Here is a 15,788-nt window from a genome sequence, read left to right as displayed (position 1 = left end):
GGGCGCAGAGCGGGTCCTACGGAGAGTCGTGGAACACTATCCGGCCCACTGGGTTGACACGGGGTCAGACCGATAGCATCAGGGCCAATCCACCAGCGAGGCGCGGAGGGCGTGACCATGTCGGAGCAGGCAGGGCAGGCGATGAGGATCCTGGTTTTCAGCCACCGGCCCGAGGTCAGGGACTCGATCATCAACGCCGTGGGCCGCAGGCCCGCCACCGATCTCGGCAAGGTCGACTACGTCGAGGCCGATGGGGTCTCCGACGTGCTCACCGAGATGGACTCGGGCGAGATCGACCTGGCGATCCTCGACGGCGAGGCCCAGCCGACCGGTGGCATCGGCCTCACCCGTCAGCTCAAGCACGAGATCGACGACTGCCCGCCCATCGTGGTCGCGGTGCGGCGCAAGGACGACCGGTGGCTCGCCACGTGGTCGCAGGCGGATGGCGTGCTCGTGCATCCGCTCGACCCGCTGGCCGCAGCCGAGACCGTCGCGGACGTGCTGCGTGCGCGACGGGTTCCCGTCGTACGCGGCTGATCCGCATGGCGGACACGCACACCTGGCCCTCGGTGCTGGGCAGGCTCATCGAAGGCGTCGACCTCGCCGAGGCCGAGACCGAGTGGGCCATGGACCAGATCATGTCCGGCGCGGCCACCCCCGCGCAGATCGGCGGCTTCGCCGTCGCCCTGCGCGCGAAGGGTGAGACGCCCGCCGAGATCTCCGGCATGGCCACCGCGATGCTCGCGCACGCGCGCACCGTCGACGTGGCGGGCCGCGCGGTGGACGTCGTCGGTACCGGCGGCGACCGCTCCGGTTCCGTCAACATCTCCACGATGTCGTCGCTGGTCGTGGCCGCGGCCGGTGCGCCGGTGGTCAAGCACGGCAACCGCGCCGCCTCGTCGAAGTCCGGCGCAGCCGACGTCCTGGAGGCGCTCGGGGTGGCCATCGAGCAGTCGCCGGAGAACGTGGAGCGTTGTGTCGCCGAGCTCGGCATTGGGTTCTGCTTCGCTCCGTCCTTCCACCCCGCGTTCCGCTACACCGGCGGCCCGCGCAGGGAGCTGGGCGTGCCCACGACGTTCAACCTGCTCGGCCCGCTCACCAACCCGGCGCGTCCCGCCGCGGGCATGATCGGCTGCGCCTACGCCGACAAGACGCGGGTGCTCGCCGAGGTGTTCGCCCAGCGCGGTCGCAGCGTGCTGCTGGTGCGCGGCGACGATGGTCTCGACGAGATCACCACCACGACCACCAGCTCGGCGTGGGTCATCTCCGGCGGCGAGATCCGCGAGGAGTCGATCGACCCGGCCGCGCTCGGCCTGCCGAGGGCGACGACGGAGGACCTGCGCGGCGGCGATGCGGAGGTCAACGCCGAGGTGGTGCGCGAGCTGGTCGGTGGCAAGACCGGCCCGGTGCGCGACGCCGTGCTGGTGAACGCGGCGGGCGCGCTCGCGGCGTTCGCGGGCTTCTCCGGCGACCTGACGGGCGACCTCTCGGCCGGTCTCGGCAAGGCCGCCGACGCCATCGACTCCGGCGCCGCGGCGAGCCTGCTCAGCCGCTGGGCCGAGTTCTCGTCGGCGCTCTGAACGTTTTCCGGTAGGCACTCGGTGAGGTTCCGCGCAGCCGCGTGAACTGGTGGCGCAGCGCCGCCGCCGAGGAGTACCCGCACGCCACGGCGATCTCCTCCACCGAGAGCCCGCCGTTCTCGAGCAGTCCCTGCGCGCGGTCGAGCCTGCGCTCGGTGAGCCAGCGGTGCGGCGTCGTGCCGGTCGCCGACGCGAAGCGGCGCAGGAACGAGCGCTGGCGCAGTCCACTGCGCCTGGCCAGCTCGGCGACCGTCAGCGGCTGGTCGAGGCGGCGCTCGATCCACTCCAGCACCTCGGCGAGCACTGCGTCGTCGGGCGCCTTCGCCTCCGGAACGGGCGCCTGCACGAACTGGGCCTGCCCGCCGGGACGGTGTGGCGAGGCGACCATCCTGCGGGCCAGCGCCGTGGCGGCCTCGACGCCGCGCAGCTCGCGCACGAGGTGCAGGCACAGGTCCACGGCCGCCACCGTGCCCGCGCTGGTGAACACCCCGTCGTCCTCGGCGTAGAGCGCGCCGGCGTCGATCCTCGCCGACGGGAACCGAGGGGCGAACTCCCGCTCGTACACCCAGTGCACGGCGCAGTCGCGGTCGTCGAGCAGGCCCGCGTGGCCCAGCGAGAAGACGCCGGAGCAGAACCCCGCCACCCAGGCGCCGCGGGCGTGGGCGTCGCGCAGCGCCGCCAGCAGCGGTTCCGGGGGCGGGCTCGTGCGGGGCGCGCAGGTCGGCACCACGAGCAGCTCCGCCGAGGCCGCGAACTCGAGAGTCCTCAGGCCGCCCACGTCGAAGCCCGACCAGCTGCGTACCGGTTCACCCTCCGGTGAGCACACGGCGAAGTCCCAGCCAGGCATCCCGGCGGCCGAGCGGTCGGTGCCGAACACCTCGCACGCCACTCCCAGCTCGAACGGCGAGACCTCGTTCGCCACCACCACGGCGACCCTGTCGACGCGCATGACCGCGAGGCTGTCACAAGCTTTGCGGTCCATGTCATCTCTGCCACTCGTCGGCTCGCGCCCGGCCGTCGAGGCTGAAGCGCATGACGACAACGACACCGACAACGGCGGCGACCCGGCCCTCCGCCCCGGAGCACGGCTCACGGAACGCGCTGCTGCAGTTGACGGCGGCGATGGCCCTCTCGGGAACCATCGGGGCGGTCGTGCTGGAGAGCGGCGCCGAGGCGCCCGCGGTGGCGTTCGCGCGCTGCCTCGTGGGTGGCGTGCTGCTCGCCGTGTGGTGCGCGGCTCGCGGCTGGTTGCGGCCCTCCGCACTGACGCTCAGCAGGCGCGAGTTCGCCCTCGCCGCGCTCGGCGGCGTGCTGTTGGTGGGCAACTGGGTGCTGTTGTTCGCCTCGTACGCGCTGTCGTCGATCTCGGTCAGCACGGTCGTCTACCACACGCAGCCGCTGCTGCTGGTCGGTCTGGCTGCCCTGCTACTGGGCGAGAAGGTGACGCGCGGGCACCTCGCCAGGGCGGCCGTCGCGTTCGGCGGTGTGGCACTCGCGCTGGCGGCCGCGGTGCTCTACGCCGGGGCCACTCTGATCGCGAAGCAGCTGAGCCACCTCCGGCCGCACCTGCTCGCGGCGATCCAACTGGGCCTCGGCACGGTCCTGCTGGCCCCGGCACTGGTGTTCACGCCGCTGCCGTCCGACCCGGGCGGGCTGCTGTGGCTGGCGTTGCTCGGCTCGGTGCACACGGCGGTGATGTACGTGCTGATGTACGGCAGCGTCGGCATGCTGCCGACCACGACCGTGGCGCTGCTGTCCTACGTCTACCCGGTGGTCGCGGTGCTGGTCGACGTGCTCGCCTACGGCCACCGCGTGAGCCTCGTCGAGGGCGCCGGGATGCTCGCCGTGCTCGTCGCCGCGATGGCGCCGGCCCGGAGACGGAACTCCTGCTGACAGCAGAAAGGCCCCTGCCGCCGAAGCGACAGGGGCCTTGCTGGCAAGCCTCAGTGGCTGGGACCGGTGTGGTACTCGAAGACCAGTCCGCCGATGGCGATCAGCAGCGCGATGATCGCGAAGATCAGCAGCCAGATCTGGAAGAACGCCAGCGCGAGACCGCCCATCGCGGCCGCGGCGGCCAGAGCCACGGGCCAGTAGCTGCCGGGGCTGAAGAAGCCCAGCTCACCCGCACCGTCGCTGACCTCGGCCTCCTCGCGGTCCTCGGGCCTGGCCTCGATACGCCGGGCCACGAACCGGAAGTAGCTGCCCACGAGCAGCGCGAGCGCGCCGGTGAGGAGCAGCGCGACCGTCCCGATGGGCTCCACGCCGTCCCGCGTCATGGAGCCGGTCATCACCGCGTAGACGATCGCTACGAGGAAAGCGAAGACCGTGACGATGTCGAAAATCCGGGCTTCGACCTTCATTGCCGTGTCCTTACTGGTTCGCTCGGGCTACTTCGCGGATGTGGCCGGACTCAGCCGGTCGCGGTCCGCAGGGTCCGGTCCGTGTTGAACGGCTCGGTCGTCGTGGCGGTCGGGCTGCACAGCTCGCCACAGCCCTCGTCCTGCAGGACGCTGAGTGCCTCGGCGGCGGTGTTCGGCTGGCCCGACTGCTCGTTGACCTGCGTACGCAGCTCGATGTAGCGGTCGTACTTGTCCGGGGACAGCGCACGCACCTCGAAGTTCATCATCGCGTGGTAGGTGCCGCACAGCTCGGCGCAGCGGCCGACGAAGGCACCCTCACGGTCGATGGTGTTCTGGAAGACGTTGTCCTGGTTGTTCTTCTCCGGGAACGGCATGACGTCCCGCTTGAAGTTGAACTCCGGAACCCAGAACGAGTGGATGACGTCGGTCGACCGCAGGTTGTACTGGATCTTCCGGTCCGTCGGGAGCACCAGCAGCGGGATCTCGGTGGAGCTGCCGACAGTGGAGACGCGCTGACCGTTCTCGGTCTCGGGCTCCTCCGGGTAGGCGAACTCCCAGTTCCACTGGAAGGCAATGACGTCGACGGTCACCTCGGGGTCGGGCTCCTTCGCCAGCACCTTGCTCTCGGTGGTGGCCGTGAAGAAGAACAGCACGCAGACCATGACCACGGGCACGACGACGCAGAACAGCTCCAGCGGCACGTTGTACTGGAACTGGCGCGGCAGCGCCTCGACGGTGTCCTTCTTCTTCCGGTGGAACGCGATGCTCCAGAAGATCAGGCCCCACACGATGACGCCGACGATGAGTGCGGCGACGACGGACCACGTCCAGAGGGTTCGCATGTGGTCGGCTTCAGGCGTGACACCCTCGGGCCAGCCGAACCGCAAAATCTCTTCGCCGGAACATCCGGTCGCCGTGACGGCGACTAGCCCGGCGAGCGCGGCAACCTTGGCGGACTTGCCCCGTCGTTTGCCCCGGGTGCGCTCTGGAACGCCCACTCCGCGATGCCTCCTCGCCCGATCTCTCTGACGCCCCGGACTTTAGCCGAGATAGCCGGGCTCGCCGCCCAAGGGGTGTCCCGCGACCCGCCCGGCCGGGGGCCGTGTGTCCCCCGGCATACTGACGACTTCGAGTTGCGGCGACGAGCAAAAGGTGTGTGAAGACGCGTGTGCGGCCTGCTTGGACTGGTTTGTGCCAGCGAGAACGACGCGGTGAACGCCAGGCCCGCTGTCGGCCAGGCACTGCGCTGCCAGCGGCATCGCGGCCCCGACGAGACCGACACCTGGACCGACGGTGAGGTCGTCTACGGCTTCAACCGGCTCGCCATCATCGACGTCGAGCACTCCCACCAGCCGCTGACCTGGGGTCCGCCGGAGAACCCGGACCGCTACACCATCAACTTCAACGGCGAGATCTACAACTACCTCGAGCTGCGCGAGGAACTCGCGGCCGAGCACGGTGCGAAGTTCGCCACAGAGGGTGACACCGAGTCCATCGTCGCGGCCTACCACCACCTCGGCCCAGCCGCGGTCGGCCGGCTGCGCGGCATGTTCGCGTTCTTGATCTGGGACTCCGAGCGCAAGGTCGTCTTCGGCGCGAGGGACCCGTTCGGCATCAAGCCCCTCTACTACTCCGCCGGCCCCGGCGGCGTCGCGTTCGCCAGCGAGAAGAAGAGCCTGCTGGAGCTGGCGAGCACGCTCGCCGTCGCCGAGGAGCTCGACCGCACGGCGCTGCAGCACTACCTGGTGCTCCAGTACGTGCCGGAGCCGGAGTCGCTGCACAGCGGCATCCGCAGGATCGAGTCGGGCACGTCGTTCACGGTGGAGCCGGGCGGCGAGGTCAAGACCGAGCGGTACTTCTCCCCCGAGTTCACGGCCAAGCCCGTGTCCGGCCCCGCCGAAGTCGCGGCGCTGCACGAGCAGATCGCCGAGGTCATGCGCGACTCGGTGGCCAAGCACATGCGCGCCGACGTCACCGTGGGCGCGTTCCTCTCCGGAGGCATCGACTCCACCGCGATCGCCGCGCTGGCCAAGGAACACAACCCGAACCTGATCACCTTCACCACCGGGTTCGAGCGCGAGGGCTACTCCGAGGTCGACGTGGCGGCCGAGTCCGCGGCGGCGATCGGCGTCGAGCACGTGGTGCGCACCGTGTCCGCCGACGAGATGATGGACACACTCCCGCTGATCGTCTGGTACCTCGACGACCCGGTGGCCGACCCGGCGCTCGTGCCGCTGTGGTTCATCGCCCGCGAGGCCCGCAAGCGCGTCAAGGTCGTGCTCTCCGGCGAGGGTTCCGACGAGCTCTTCGGCGGCTACACGATCTACCGCGAGCCGCTGTCGCTGGCGCCGTTCGAGAAGGTGCCGGGCGGCGTCCGCAAGCTGCTCGGCAAGGTGTCGTCGCGCATCCCGGAGGGCACCCGAGGCAAGGACCTGCTGCGCCGCGGCGCGCTGTCGCTGGAGGAGCGCTACTACGGCAACGCGCGGATCTTCCGCGACGACCAGCTCCGGGGCGTGCTCAAGACGTTCCGCGAGGGCGTCGGCCACGGCGACGTCACCGCACCCTGGTACGACCTCTCGCGCGGCTGGGACCCGGTGGCGCGCATGCAGCACGTGGACCTGTTCACGTGGCTGCGCGGCGACATCCTGGTGAAGGCCGACAAGGTCACCATGGCCAACTCGCTGGAGCTGCGGGTGCCGTTCCTCGACTCCGAGGTCTTCCGGGTGGCGTCGTCGATCCCGCTCGACCAGAAGATCACCAAGGAGACCACGAAGTTCGCGCTGCGCAGGGCACTCGACGGCATCGTGCCCGCACACGTGCTCAACCGGCGCAAGCTCGGCTTCCCCGTGCCGATCCGCGTGTGGTTGCGCGACGAGATGTACGACTGGGCACGCGGCGTGATCGCCGACTCGCAGACCGGCGACCTGCTCGACAAGCCCGCCGTGCAGGCGATGCTCGACGAGCACAAGTCGGGCGCACTGGATCACAGCAGGCGGCTGTGGGCGCTGCTGGTGTTCATGCTGTGGCACGGCATTTTCATCGAGAACCGCATCAAGCCCGAGATCCCGGAACCGCAGTACCCCGTCAAGCTCTGAGCCCTGATGCGGTGAAGGGCACCTTTACTGCATTCAACGCAGTAAAGGTGCCCTTCACCGCATTTGCGGGGCCGCACCTGTGGGGGCCTGTGGGGGTTCAGGCGGCCGGTTGGACCGCGTGCCAGCGGTTGAAGACGTTGTCCGGGTCGAACTCCGCCTTGATCCTGGCGAGCCTGCGGTAGTTGTCCTCGCCGTAGCCCGCGACCACGCGGTCGGCGCCCTCGTCGCCGATGAAGTTCAGGTAGACGTCACCGCTCGACCACGGCTGCATGTCCGCGCGCAGGTTGCGGGCCCACGCGATCGCGCGGTCGTCGTCGGCCGGGTCCTCCCACAGCCCGAGCGGGTGCACTGCCCACGGCACGGTGCGGTCGAAGCCGGGCCAGTCACGGCCCCTGGTCACCGCGCCGCCCCACGGCAGCAGGGCGTGCTGCGACGGCGAGGGCACGACCATGTCGTACGCCCGCCTGCAGAACCGGTCCAGCGCCTCGTCGGGCAGCTCACGCACGTGCTCGTCCGACCAGTAGTTCCGGTAGCCGGGCGGGTCGTCGAGCATGCACTGCAGGTCGGCGTAGCCGATGTCGGTGACCACCTGGCCGTGCGGCTCGGCGGCGAGCAGCGGGGCGGCGAACTCGCGCAGCGCGGCCTGCGGCCCGCAGTAGGTGACGAGCACGCCACAGCACAGCGTGCCCACCAGGTGTGGCGGCACGAAGTCCTCGGGCGGGCCGGTGAGGAAGAGCATGCCCCCGCCCGCTTCCTCGGGCGCGTCGCGCATCAGGTCGCGGTAGCCGGCCGCTACGGATCGGCCCTGCTCGGCGGGCCAGAACAGCAGCGCGATCGAGAACTCCGGCAGCGGGTGCAGCTGGAACGTCAGCGCCGTCGCGACGCCGAAGTTGCCGCCACCGCCGTGCAGCCCCCAGAACAGCTCGGGGTTGTGGTCCTCGCTCGCCGTGACCACGCGGCCGTCGGCGGTGACGAGCTCGGCGGAGATCAGGTTGTCGCAGGCGAGCCCGAACCTGCGCTCGAGCCAGCCGGATCCGCCGCCGAGCGTGAGCCCGGCGACACCCGTCGTCGACACGCGCCCGCCCGTGGCCGCCAGGCCGTGCCGCTGGGCGGCCTGGTCGAAGTCGGCCCAGCTCGCGCCGCCGCCGACGCGCACCGTTGCCCGGCCGGGGTCGACCGTGGCGTCGTTCATCAGGCGGGTGTCGATCACCAGGCCACCGTCGACGAGGCTCGCCCCCGCCACGCTGTGCCCGCCCGAGCGCACGGCGACCTCCAGCCGGTTGGCCCGCGCGAACGCCAGCGCCGCCGCGACGTCGGCGGCGTCGGCGCAGCGCGCGATCACCTGCGGTCGCGCGGCGATCATCGCGTTGAAGATCGCGCGCACGTCCTCGTAGTCACCGTCGTCGAGCGTGACGATGCGGCCGTTGAACCGGCTCCGCAGTTGGTCCACGGACGCGGGTTCGAGCAGGTTACCGGTCATGATGTGCCTCCTAGCCCCTCGAGGGGCCAGTCGCACGACTCCGGCGGCCGTTACGGGCGCTGCAAAAGAATCAGCTGGTCTCCGAGGGCAGGTAGTCGTTGGAGAACGTGGTGGAGACGTCGATGTCGGCCCGCTCGACCTCGGGGATGAACTGCGCCAGCACCTCGCGCACGGCCTCGGCTCCGTCGGCCTCCAGGGTGCCGTCCTTGGAGTACGCCTCCTTGACCTTCGCGATCGACTCGACGTAGACGTCGCGGTTGCCCTGCGCGTACTCCTCGGGCATCTCGGCGGCGATCTCCTCGGCGGAGTGCTGGTCGATCCACTCGAGTGTGCGCACGATCGCCTTGGCGAGCTTGCGCGCGTTGTCGTCGTTGTTCTCCAGCCACTGCCCCGTGGAGTACAGCACCGCCGCCGGGTAGGTCGAGACGCCGAAGTCCTCCTGGACGCCCTCGGCCGTCCTCGTGTCGGTGAGGACCTGTACCTCGTCGGCGCCCACTCGCTGCTGCAGCAACGAGAACGCCGGGTCGAGCATCACCGCGGCGTCGACGCGGCCCTGCTCCATCGCGGCGACCGCGCTGGAGTCTCCGCCGACGGCCTGCACGGTCGCCGAGTCGGCCGGCAGACCTTCCTTGCCGAGCAGGTACTTCAGGAAGAAGTCCGTCGACGAGCCGGGAGCGGTCACGCCCACGTTGGCGCCCGCGAGGTCGGCGATCGACTCGATCGGCTTGCTCGCCTTGGGCGACACCGCGATCACGAGCGACGGGTAGCGCAGCATGGAGACGAACGACTGGACGTCGCGGTCCTTGGCCGCCATCTGGATGGCGTGGTCGTAGTAGCCGCTGACCACGTCGACGCTGCCGCCCTGCAACGCCTGCAGCGCCTTGGAACCACCCTGCAGGTCCTCCAGGGTCACGTTGAGGCCCTCGTCCTCGTAGTAACCGAGTCGCTGCGCCAACGTGGTGGGCAGGTACACCAGCAACGGCTGGCCGCCGACGCCGATAGTGAGCTGACCGCCCTCCGAGCGCTCGCCAGGCTTGGCCTGGCACGCGCTCAACAGCAGCACCACGGCGAGCACCGGGGCGAGAATCCGCTTGATCATCGTTGACCTCCGCCGAAGTTGTTGTCCTGGGACGGCTTCCAGCGCAGCAGGTAGCGCTCGACGCGGTTGACGGCGACGTCGACGACGAGCACCACCGCGGAGAGCACGAACATGCCCGCGAAGACACCCGTGGTGTCGAACGTTCCCTCCGCCTGCGAGATCAGGTAACCGACACCCTTCGAGGCTCCGAGGTACTCGCCGACCACGGCGCCGACGATGGCGAAGCCGACGCTGATGTGCAGGCTGGAGAAGATCCAGGTGAGCGCGCTCGGCAGCAGGACGTGGCGAACCAGCTGTCCTTCCTTCGCGCCGAGCATCCGCGCGTTGTCGACCACGACCCGGTCGACCTCACGCACACCCTGGTAGGTGTTGAAGAAGACGATGAAGAACACCAGCGTGACGCCGAAGGCCACTTTGGACCAGATGCCGAGTCCGAACCACAGCAGGAAGATCGGCGCGAGCACGACCCTCGGCAGTGCGTTGAGCACCTTGATGTAGGGGTCGAACACCGCGGCGATGAACTCGACGCGCGCCAGCAGGAAGCCGATGACGAGGCCGAGCAGGCCACCGATCACCAGTGCCAGCGCGGCCTCGACGAGCGTGATCTGCAGGTGCTCCCAGATCGAGCCCGTCGCGAACCAGTCGATGGTGCGGGACACGATGTCGCTGGGCTTGGAGAAGAAGAACTCGTCGACGATCCCGGCGCGGGCGCACAGTTCCCAGCCGAGCACCACGAAGACCGCCACCGCGATCTGGGTGATGAGCACCGCGGGCCTGCGCTTGCGACGGGGCTTGCGCCGGACCGGGCCCGTCGTGCGGGTCTCCGGAGTCGTCTCAACCGATGCGCTCATAGGTCTTCATCACCTCGTCCCGCAGGTCCGACCAGATGGCCCGGTAGATCTCGGTGAACTCGGGGCTGGTCCTGATGTCGAGCAGGTTGCGCGGCCGGGGCAGGTCCACCGGGTACGTGCCGACGATGCGGCTCGCCGGGCCCGCGGAGAGCAGCACGACCTCGTCGGACAGCGAAATCGCCTCGTCGAGGTCGTGGGTCACGAACAGCACGGTCTTCTCCGTGCCCGTCCACAGCGTCAGCAGCTCGTTCTCCATCACCTGGCGCGTCTGGACGTCGAGCGCGCCGAACGGCTCGTCCATCAGCAGCATCTCGGGGTCGCCGATCCAGGTCTGCGCCACCGCGGTGCGCTTGCGCATGCCGCCGGAGAGCTGGTGCGGGTAGGAGTCCTCGAAGCCGGCGAGGCCGACCCTGGTGATCCAGTCCCTGGCGAGCTCGTCGCGCTCGCTCTTGCTCGTGCCGCGCAGCTGGAGCCCGAAGGCCACGTTGTCGAGCACGGTCTTCCACGGCAGCAGGCCGTCCTGCTGGAACATGTAGCCGGCCTTGCGGTTGAGCCCGCGCAGCGGCTGTCCCTCGATCAGCACCTCGCCCGCCGCGGGAGGCAACAGCCCGGCGACGGCGTTCAGCACGGTCGACTTGCCGCACCCGGTGGGCCCGACGACCGAGACGAACCGGCCCCTGTCCACGGCCAGGTCCACGTCGGACACCGCGGTGTAGTCGCCGTCCCTGGCCCGGTAGGCCATGGTGACCCCGCGTAGCTCGACGGCTCTGGCGACCGGGTCGTCACCCATTCTCGTTCCTCCTCACGGCACATCGCCCACAATGTGGCACGGAAATCGCGATGTGATGCGCACATTAAGTGGATGTGAACCGGGACAACAAGCGTCATCCCAGGAGGTGAGAAAAGAACCGACCGCCGGTCCGGCTCAGCGGGGCAGCACAGCGCCGATCTCGGCGGCCGCGTCGGCGCCGAACGCGCCCGTCAGCCGCGCGAGCGCGGTCTCGCGGTCGAAGAGCCACTCCTGCGTGCCGATGGTCTCCAGCACGAGCACCGCCGCGAGCGAGCCGAGCTGCGCCGAGCGCTCCAGCCCGAGGCCGTAGTCCCGGCCGGCGAGGAAGCCGGCGCGGAAGGCGTCACCGACGCCCGTCGGGTCCGCCTTCGCGGTCTCGGGCACGGCACCGACCTGCAGCGAGGCACCGTCGGCCGAGACGATCTCGACGCCCTTCTCGCCCAGCGTGGTCACGCGCATCCCGACGCGGCTGAGCACGTCCTGCTCGGTCCAGCCGGTCTTCTGCAGCAGCAGTTCCCACTCGTAGTCGTTGCTGAACAGGTAGTGCGCGCCCGCGACGAACGAGCGCACCTGGGCGCCGTCCATCCTGGCCAGCTGCTGCGAGGGGTCGACGGCGAAGGTGTAGCCGCGCTGCCTGCACTCGGCGGCGTGGCGCAGCATCGCCTCCGGGTCGTCCGGGCTGATCAGCACCAGCCCGAGGCCGCCCGCACGCGCGGCGACGGGCTCGAGCTCGATGTTGCGGGCCTCGGCCATCGCGCCCGCGTAGAACGTGGCGATCTGGTTCAGGTCCTCGTCGGTGGTGCAGACGAACCGCGCCGTGTGGGCGATGTCGGAGACGTGCACGCCGGAGGTGTCCACGCCGTGCCGCTCGAGCCATGCGCGGTAGTCGGCGAAGTCGGCACCGACCGCGCCGACGAGCACGGGCGAGACCCCGAGGACCCCGAGCCCGAACGCGATGTTGGCGCCGATTCCGCCACGGCGGACCACCAGGTCGTCGGCGAGGAAGCTCAGGGAGATGCGGTGCAGCTGCTCCGGAACGAGCTGTTCGGCGAACCGGCCCGGGAAGTGCATCAGATGGTCTGTCGCGATGCTTCCCGAAACCGCGATCCGGTCCTTGACTGCCACCGGTCCTCCAGACGGGTAACGGTTCGATTCCCGGGCGAGACTACCGAGGGGTAAGGGTGTCGCGCATTCGGCCGAGCACTTACGTTGCCCGTGTGAGCATCGCCACCGAGCCCGAGACCATGGCCGAACTGATCGCGGACTGCGCGGAGATCCCGCGGCCCGAGATCCCCGGGACGGAGCCGGTCGCCGCCGCAGAGCCCTGGCGGGTGGACGACGCCTGCCACGCACAGGTGGCCGATCTGGACGAGTACGTCTGACGGCGATCCTTCGAACTCGCAGGGGCCACGGTCAACGGCGATCGTGGCCCCTGTGTTGTGTCCGGGGTCCTTCGCCTGGTCCGGACACGAAAAAGGCGCCGACCACGAGTGTTCGTGACCGGCGCCTTCTCGCGTGCGGAGGACTCAGTGGAAGGAGTCGCCACAGGCGCAGGAGCCGCCCGCGTTCGGGTTGTCGATGGTGAAGCCCTGCTTCTCGATGCTGTCGACGAAGTCGATCTCGGCGCCCTGCACGTACGGCGCGCTCATCCGGTCGACGGCGACGCGCAGGCCGCTGAAGTCGCGGAAGAGGTCCCCGTCCAGCGTGCGCTCGTCGAAGAACAGCTGGTACCGCAGGCCTGCACAGCCACCGGGCTGCACGGCGATCCGCAGGTGCATGTCGTCGCGGCCCTCTTGATCGAGCAGCGCCTTCGCCTTCGTGGCCGCGGCGTCGGTCAGAATGACGCCGTGCGTGGTCTCGCCGGCCTCGGCGGCGGTGTTCTGCTCAGCGGTCGTCATGACTCTCCCTCAAGGTCTGTTCACGGGGCGGTTACCGGCGGCAACAACTCCGGCTCCCGTTCTGTTCCCCACGCTCCATGGTGACACATCTTTCGACCGGCTGAACATGCGCAGTGAGCGCTGCAATACCCTGGTGAGGTGAGGTTCCTGCGCCGCAACACCACTGAAGAGGCCCCTGCCGAGGCCGACGCCGTCGAGGTCGAGGGCGTCGGCGAATCTCACGGCAGCCGGGGGTACACGCCGAGCAAGGGCAAGGCGACGCCGAAACGGCGTGAGGCCGAGGGCAAACGCCGTGGTCCCGTCGCCCCGCCGCCGCGCACCACGCGCGAGGCGATCCGCCGCAACCGGGAGCTGCGCAAGCAGAACCCGGTGAGCAAGGAGGATCGCCGCGCCGCCGCCAAGGAGCGCCGCGACCGCATGATGGCGGGCGACGAGCGCTACCTGCTGCCGCGCGACCGCGGCCCGGTCAAGGCCTACGTGCGCGACCTGGTCGACTCGCGGCGCAACATTCTCGGGCTGTTCATGCCGCTCGCGATCCTGGTGTTCGTGTCCCTGCTCGTGCCGGTGCCCGCCGTCCAGCAGTACGCGACGCTGGTGACCACCGTGATGCTGCTCGGCATGATCGTCGAGGGCTTCCTCAACGGCCGCAAGATCGCGAGGCTGGCGCGCGAGCGCTTCCCGAACGAGGTCGTCAAGGGCGGCTCGATCGGCTGGTACGCGTTCGTCAGGGCCAGCCAGGTGCGCAGGCTGCGCATGCCGAAGCCGCGGATCAAGCCGGGCGACCCGATTCCGTAGACCGGCGCACCTGGAGCGACTCCAGGTCGTTAGCAATGCGAACTATTCGCGGCTAGGCTCCCGGTCATGGAGTTTCGTCGTCTTGGCCGCAGCGGTCTCTCGATCAGCGAGATCGCGTACGGCAACTGGCTCACCCACGGTTCGCAGGTCGAGGAAGAGCAGGCCCAGTCCTGCATCAAGGCCGCGCTCGAGGCCGGCATCACCACCTTCGACACCGCCGACGTCTACGCCAACACGGCCGCCGAGTCGGTCCTCGGCCGAGGGCTCGCCGGGCAGCGTCGCGAGAGCCTGGAGATCTGCACCAAGGTCTTCGGGCCGACCGGCCCCCGAGGGCCCAACGACAAAGGCCTCGGCCGCAAGCACATCATGGAGGCGGCCCACGGGTCGCTGAAGCGTCTCGGCACCGACTACGTCGACCTCTACCAGGCACACCGCTTCGACCGCACGGTGCCGCTCGAGGAGACGATGCTCGCCTTCGCCGACCTCGTGCGGCAGGGCAAGGTGCTCTACGTCGGTGTGTCCGAGTGGACCGCGGAGCAGATCACGCGGGGCGCCGCGCTCGCGCGTGAGCTGAAGGTGCCGTTCGTGTCCAACCAGCCGCAGTACAACATGCTGCACCGCGTCATCGAGGAACACGTGGTGCCCACCTGCGAGCGCGAGGGCCTGAGCCAGATCGTGTGGTCGCCCATCGCGCAGGGCGTGCTCACCGGCAAATACCGCCGTGGTCAAGCGCCGCCCGAGGGTTCACGGGCCACCGACGAGAACGGCGGCGCGAACCTGGTCACCCGGTTCCTGCGCGACGAGATGCTCGACCGCGTCGAGCGGCTGCGCCCGCTGGCCGACCAGGCGGGTCTGTCGCTCGCGCAGCTCGCGGTGGCGTGGGTGCTGCAGAACACCAACGTGGCCGCGGCGATCATCGGTGCCTCGCGCCCCGAGCAGGTGCACGAGAACGTCAAGGCCGCCGGCGTGCGGCTGGAGGCCGACCTGCTGACCGCGATCGACGAGGCGCTCGACGGCGTCGTCGAGAGCGACTCGCGGCTCACGACGAGCCCGTAGGGACCTCAGCCGTCGCGCGCGGCCCCCGCGCGCGACGGCTCGGTCGCGAGCACCTGCTCGGCGACCACGAGATCGTGCGGGTAGGTGATCTTGAAGTTCCGTTGCTCGCCGCGGACCCAGTGCACGGGCAGTCCGGAGTACCGCTCCATGCAGGAGGCGGTGTCGGTGCCGAGGAACCGTTCGCGCGCGGCCTGTTCGTAGGCGGCCAGCAGTGGCGCGGCGCGGAAGCCCTGCGGGGTCTGCGCCCTGACCAACGTCGCGGAGTCCTGCTCGGCCAGCACGACGCCGTCGTCCCCGACGGCCACGATGTCCTCGGCCGGCAGCCCCGGGATCGCACCGCCGTGCTCCCTCGCCGCGCGCAGCACGTCGGTGATCAGCGCCGGGCTCACCAGCGGGCGCGCCCCGTCGTGCAGCAGGACGGTGTCGATCGCCCCGTCGTCGATGCGGCCCGCGAGGTGACGCAGTGCCCGCAGCTCGGAGTCCTGCCGCGTCTCTCCGCCGTGGACGACCTCCACCTCGACGCCGTCGACCTCGCGCTCCAGCACCGACGCGACGAGCTCGTCGTCCTGCGGCCTGGCCACCAGCACCAGCACCCCGACGTCGGGAACGCGGGCGAACGCGGTGAGCGACCACGACACCAGCCGGCGCCCCGCGAGCGGCAGATAGACCTTGTTCAGTGCGGCGCCCACGCGGGTACCCGCCCCGCTGGCGAGCACCACGCCCGCCGCTTTCGGTTCCACCACAGCGGAATCATACGAGTTCGCTCCCCCATGACCCGGGCGTG

Annotated in this window: 17 protein-coding genes; 7 read left to right on the top strand and 10 right to left on the bottom strand. The window is 70.0% G+C overall.

What is annotated here, in order from left to right; translation table 11 throughout:
- Positions 1–117: 117 nt before the first annotated feature.
- On the top strand, positions 118–537 hold the full coding sequence (locus JHE00_RS17955) for a hypothetical protein (protein ID WP_200319473.1): 420 nt from the start codon (positions 118–120) through the stop codon (positions 535–537).
- 5 nt (positions 538–542) lie between these two features.
- Complete coding sequence (gene trpD / locus JHE00_RS17950; protein ID WP_200319471.1) at positions 543–1,580, top strand: anthranilate phosphoribosyltransferase; 1,038 nt, start codon at positions 543–545, stop codon at positions 1,578–1,580.
- Here trpD and JHE00_RS17945 read toward each other — a convergent pair.
- Positions 1,546–2,529, bottom strand: coding sequence for a GlxA family transcriptional regulator (locus tag JHE00_RS17945; protein ID WP_200319469.1), 984 nt, complete (start codon positions 2,527–2,529; stop codon positions 1,546–1,548). The two genes, trpD and JHE00_RS17945, sit on opposite strands and share 35 nt — an antisense overlap.
- 173 nt (positions 2,530–2,702) lie before the next feature.
- On the opposite strand from JHE00_RS17945, the gene JHE00_RS17940 reads away from it, so the two are divergent.
- A complete protein-coding gene (locus JHE00_RS17940) occupies positions 2,703–3,473 on the top strand; it encodes an EamA family transporter (RefSeq protein ID WP_200320360.1) in 771 nt (256 codons plus the stop codon).
- Between the two features lie 50 nt (positions 3,474–3,523).
- Here JHE00_RS17940 and JHE00_RS17935 read toward each other — a convergent pair whose 3' ends face one another.
- The gene (locus JHE00_RS17935; RefSeq protein ID WP_200319467.1) at positions 3,524–3,940 is read right to left on the bottom strand and encodes a cytochrome c oxidase subunit 4; all 417 of its coding nucleotides are present in this window, start codon (positions 3,938–3,940) and stop codon (positions 3,524–3,526) included.
- Positions 3,941–3,990: 50 nt separating this feature from the next.
- Positions 3,991–4,938, bottom strand: a complete 948-nt coding sequence (gene ctaC, locus JHE00_RS17930) for an aa3-type cytochrome oxidase subunit II (protein ID WP_200319465.1) — start codon at positions 4,936–4,938, stop codon at positions 3,991–3,993.
- 168 nt (positions 4,939–5,106) lie between these two features.
- Here ctaC and asnB point away from each other — a divergent pair, with 168 nt between their 5' ends.
- Positions 5,107–7,035 carry an asparagine synthase (glutamine-hydrolyzing) gene (asnB, locus tag JHE00_RS17925; RefSeq protein WP_200319463.1) on the top strand — a complete coding sequence of 643 codons (1,929 nt, stop codon included), beginning with the start codon at positions 5,107–5,109 and terminating at the stop codon, positions 7,033–7,035.
- A 97-nt stretch (positions 7,036–7,132) separates the two neighbouring features.
- Here the strand turns inward: asnB and JHE00_RS17920 are convergent, their stop codons facing one another.
- The 5 genes from JHE00_RS17920 to JHE00_RS17900 form a co-directional block, all read right to left on the bottom strand.
- Positions 7,133–8,515, bottom strand: a complete 1,383-nt coding sequence (locus tag JHE00_RS17920; protein ID WP_200319461.1) for an FAD-binding oxidoreductase — start codon at positions 8,513–8,515, stop codon at positions 7,133–7,135.
- A 70-nt stretch (positions 8,516–8,585) separates the two neighbouring features.
- Positions 8,586–9,614: an ABC transporter substrate-binding protein gene (locus JHE00_RS17915; protein ID WP_200319459.1), complete on the bottom strand. Its 1,029-nt coding sequence runs from the start codon at positions 9,612–9,614 to the stop codon at positions 8,586–8,588.
- Positions 9,611–10,465, bottom strand: coding sequence for an ABC transporter permease (locus tag JHE00_RS17910; protein ID WP_200319457.1), 855 nt, complete (start codon positions 10,463–10,465; stop codon positions 9,611–9,613). The genes JHE00_RS17915 and JHE00_RS17910 overlap by 4 nt, the downstream gene beginning before the upstream one ends.
- Positions 10,449–11,255 carry an ABC transporter ATP-binding protein gene (locus tag JHE00_RS17905; protein ID WP_200319455.1) on the bottom strand — a complete coding sequence of 269 codons (807 nt, stop codon included), beginning with the start codon at positions 11,253–11,255 and terminating at the stop codon, positions 10,449–10,451. The genes JHE00_RS17910 and JHE00_RS17905 overlap by 17 nt, the downstream gene beginning before the upstream one ends.
- A 135-nt stretch (positions 11,256–11,390) precedes the next feature.
- Positions 11,391–12,380, bottom strand: a complete 990-nt coding sequence (locus JHE00_RS17900) for a carbohydrate kinase family protein (protein WP_200319453.1) — start codon at positions 12,378–12,380, stop codon at positions 11,391–11,393.
- 92 nt (positions 12,381–12,472) lie between these two features.
- Between JHE00_RS17900 and JHE00_RS17895 the strand changes: the two genes are divergently transcribed.
- Positions 12,473–12,637, top strand: coding sequence for a hypothetical protein (locus tag JHE00_RS17895; RefSeq protein ID WP_200319451.1), 165 nt, complete (start codon positions 12,473–12,475; stop codon positions 12,635–12,637).
- Between the two features lie 144 nt (positions 12,638–12,781).
- Here JHE00_RS17895 and JHE00_RS17890 read toward each other — a convergent pair whose 3' ends face one another.
- The gene (locus tag JHE00_RS17890; protein ID WP_200319449.1) at positions 12,782–13,153 is read right to left on the bottom strand and encodes a HesB/IscA family protein; all 372 of its coding nucleotides are present in this window, start codon (positions 13,151–13,153) and stop codon (positions 12,782–12,784) included.
- Between the two features lie 138 nt (positions 13,154–13,291).
- Here JHE00_RS17890 and JHE00_RS17885 point away from each other — a divergent pair, with 138 nt between their 5' ends.
- Positions 13,292–13,948: a DUF3043 domain-containing protein gene (locus tag JHE00_RS17885; RefSeq protein WP_200319447.1), complete on the top strand. Its 657-nt coding sequence runs from the start codon at positions 13,292–13,294 to the stop codon at positions 13,946–13,948.
- Positions 13,949–14,014: 66 nt separating this feature from the next.
- Positions 14,015–15,004, top strand: a complete 990-nt coding sequence (locus tag JHE00_RS17880; protein WP_200319445.1) for an aldo/keto reductase family protein — start codon at positions 14,015–14,017, stop codon at positions 15,002–15,004.
- Positions 15,005–15,009: 5 nt separating this feature from the next.
- Here the strand turns inward: JHE00_RS17880 and ispD are convergent, their stop codons facing one another.
- Complete coding sequence (gene ispD / locus JHE00_RS17875) at positions 15,010–15,747, bottom strand: 2-C-methyl-D-erythritol 4-phosphate cytidylyltransferase (protein ID WP_307831990.1); 738 nt, start codon at positions 15,745–15,747, stop codon at positions 15,010–15,012.
- Positions 15,748–15,788: the final 41 nt, after the last annotated feature.

Source organism: Prauserella cavernicola (genome assembly GCF_016595675.1).
Classification (GTDB): Bacteria; Actinomycetota; Actinomycetes; order Mycobacteriales; family Pseudonocardiaceae; genus Prauserella_A; species Prauserella_A cavernicola.
Note: the sequence above shows the minus strand (reverse complement) of the source record. Positions and strands in the feature narration are given on the sequence as shown.

What these genes read in the sequence shown, in the direction of transcription:
- JHE00_RS17890 (WP_200319449.1), bottom strand. Translation starts at nt 13,153, where the DNA reads ATGACGACCGCTGAGCAGAACACCGCCGCCGAGGCCGGCGAGACCACG.
- trpD (WP_200319471.1), top strand. Translation starts at nt 543, where the DNA reads ATGGCGGACACGCACACCTGGCCCTCGGTGCTGGGCAGGCTCATCGAA.
- JHE00_RS17905 (WP_200319455.1), bottom strand. Translation starts at nt 11,255, where the DNA reads ATGGGTGACGACCCGGTCGCCAGAGCCGTCGAGCTACGCGGGGTCACC.
- JHE00_RS17910 (WP_200319457.1), bottom strand. Translation starts at nt 10,465, where the DNA reads ATGAGCGCATCGGTTGAGACGACTCCGGAGACCCGCACGACGGGCCCG.
- JHE00_RS17880 (WP_200319445.1), top strand. Translation starts at nt 14,015, where the DNA reads ATGGAGTTTCGTCGTCTTGGCCGCAGCGGTCTCTCGATCAGCGAGATC.
- JHE00_RS17935 (WP_200319467.1), bottom strand. Translation starts at nt 3,940, where the DNA reads ATGAAGGTCGAAGCCCGGATTTTCGACATCGTCACGGTCTTCGCTTTC.
- JHE00_RS17915 (WP_200319459.1), bottom strand. Translation starts at nt 9,614, where the DNA reads ATGATCAAGCGGATTCTCGCCCCGGTGCTCGCCGTGGTGCTGCTGTTG.
- JHE00_RS17940 (WP_200320360.1), top strand. Translation starts at nt 2,703, where the DNA reads ATGGCCCTCTCGGGAACCATCGGGGCGGTCGTGCTGGAGAGCGGCGCC.
- JHE00_RS17955 (WP_200319473.1), top strand. Translation starts at nt 118, where the DNA reads ATGTCGGAGCAGGCAGGGCAGGCGATGAGGATCCTGGTTTTCAGCCAC.
- JHE00_RS17945 (WP_200319469.1), bottom strand. Translation starts at nt 2,529, where the DNA reads ATGCGCGTCGACAGGGTCGCCGTGGTGGTGGCGAACGAGGTCTCGCCG.
- JHE00_RS17920 (WP_200319461.1), bottom strand. Translation starts at nt 8,515, where the DNA reads ATGACCGGTAACCTGCTCGAACCCGCGTCCGTGGACCAACTGCGGAGC.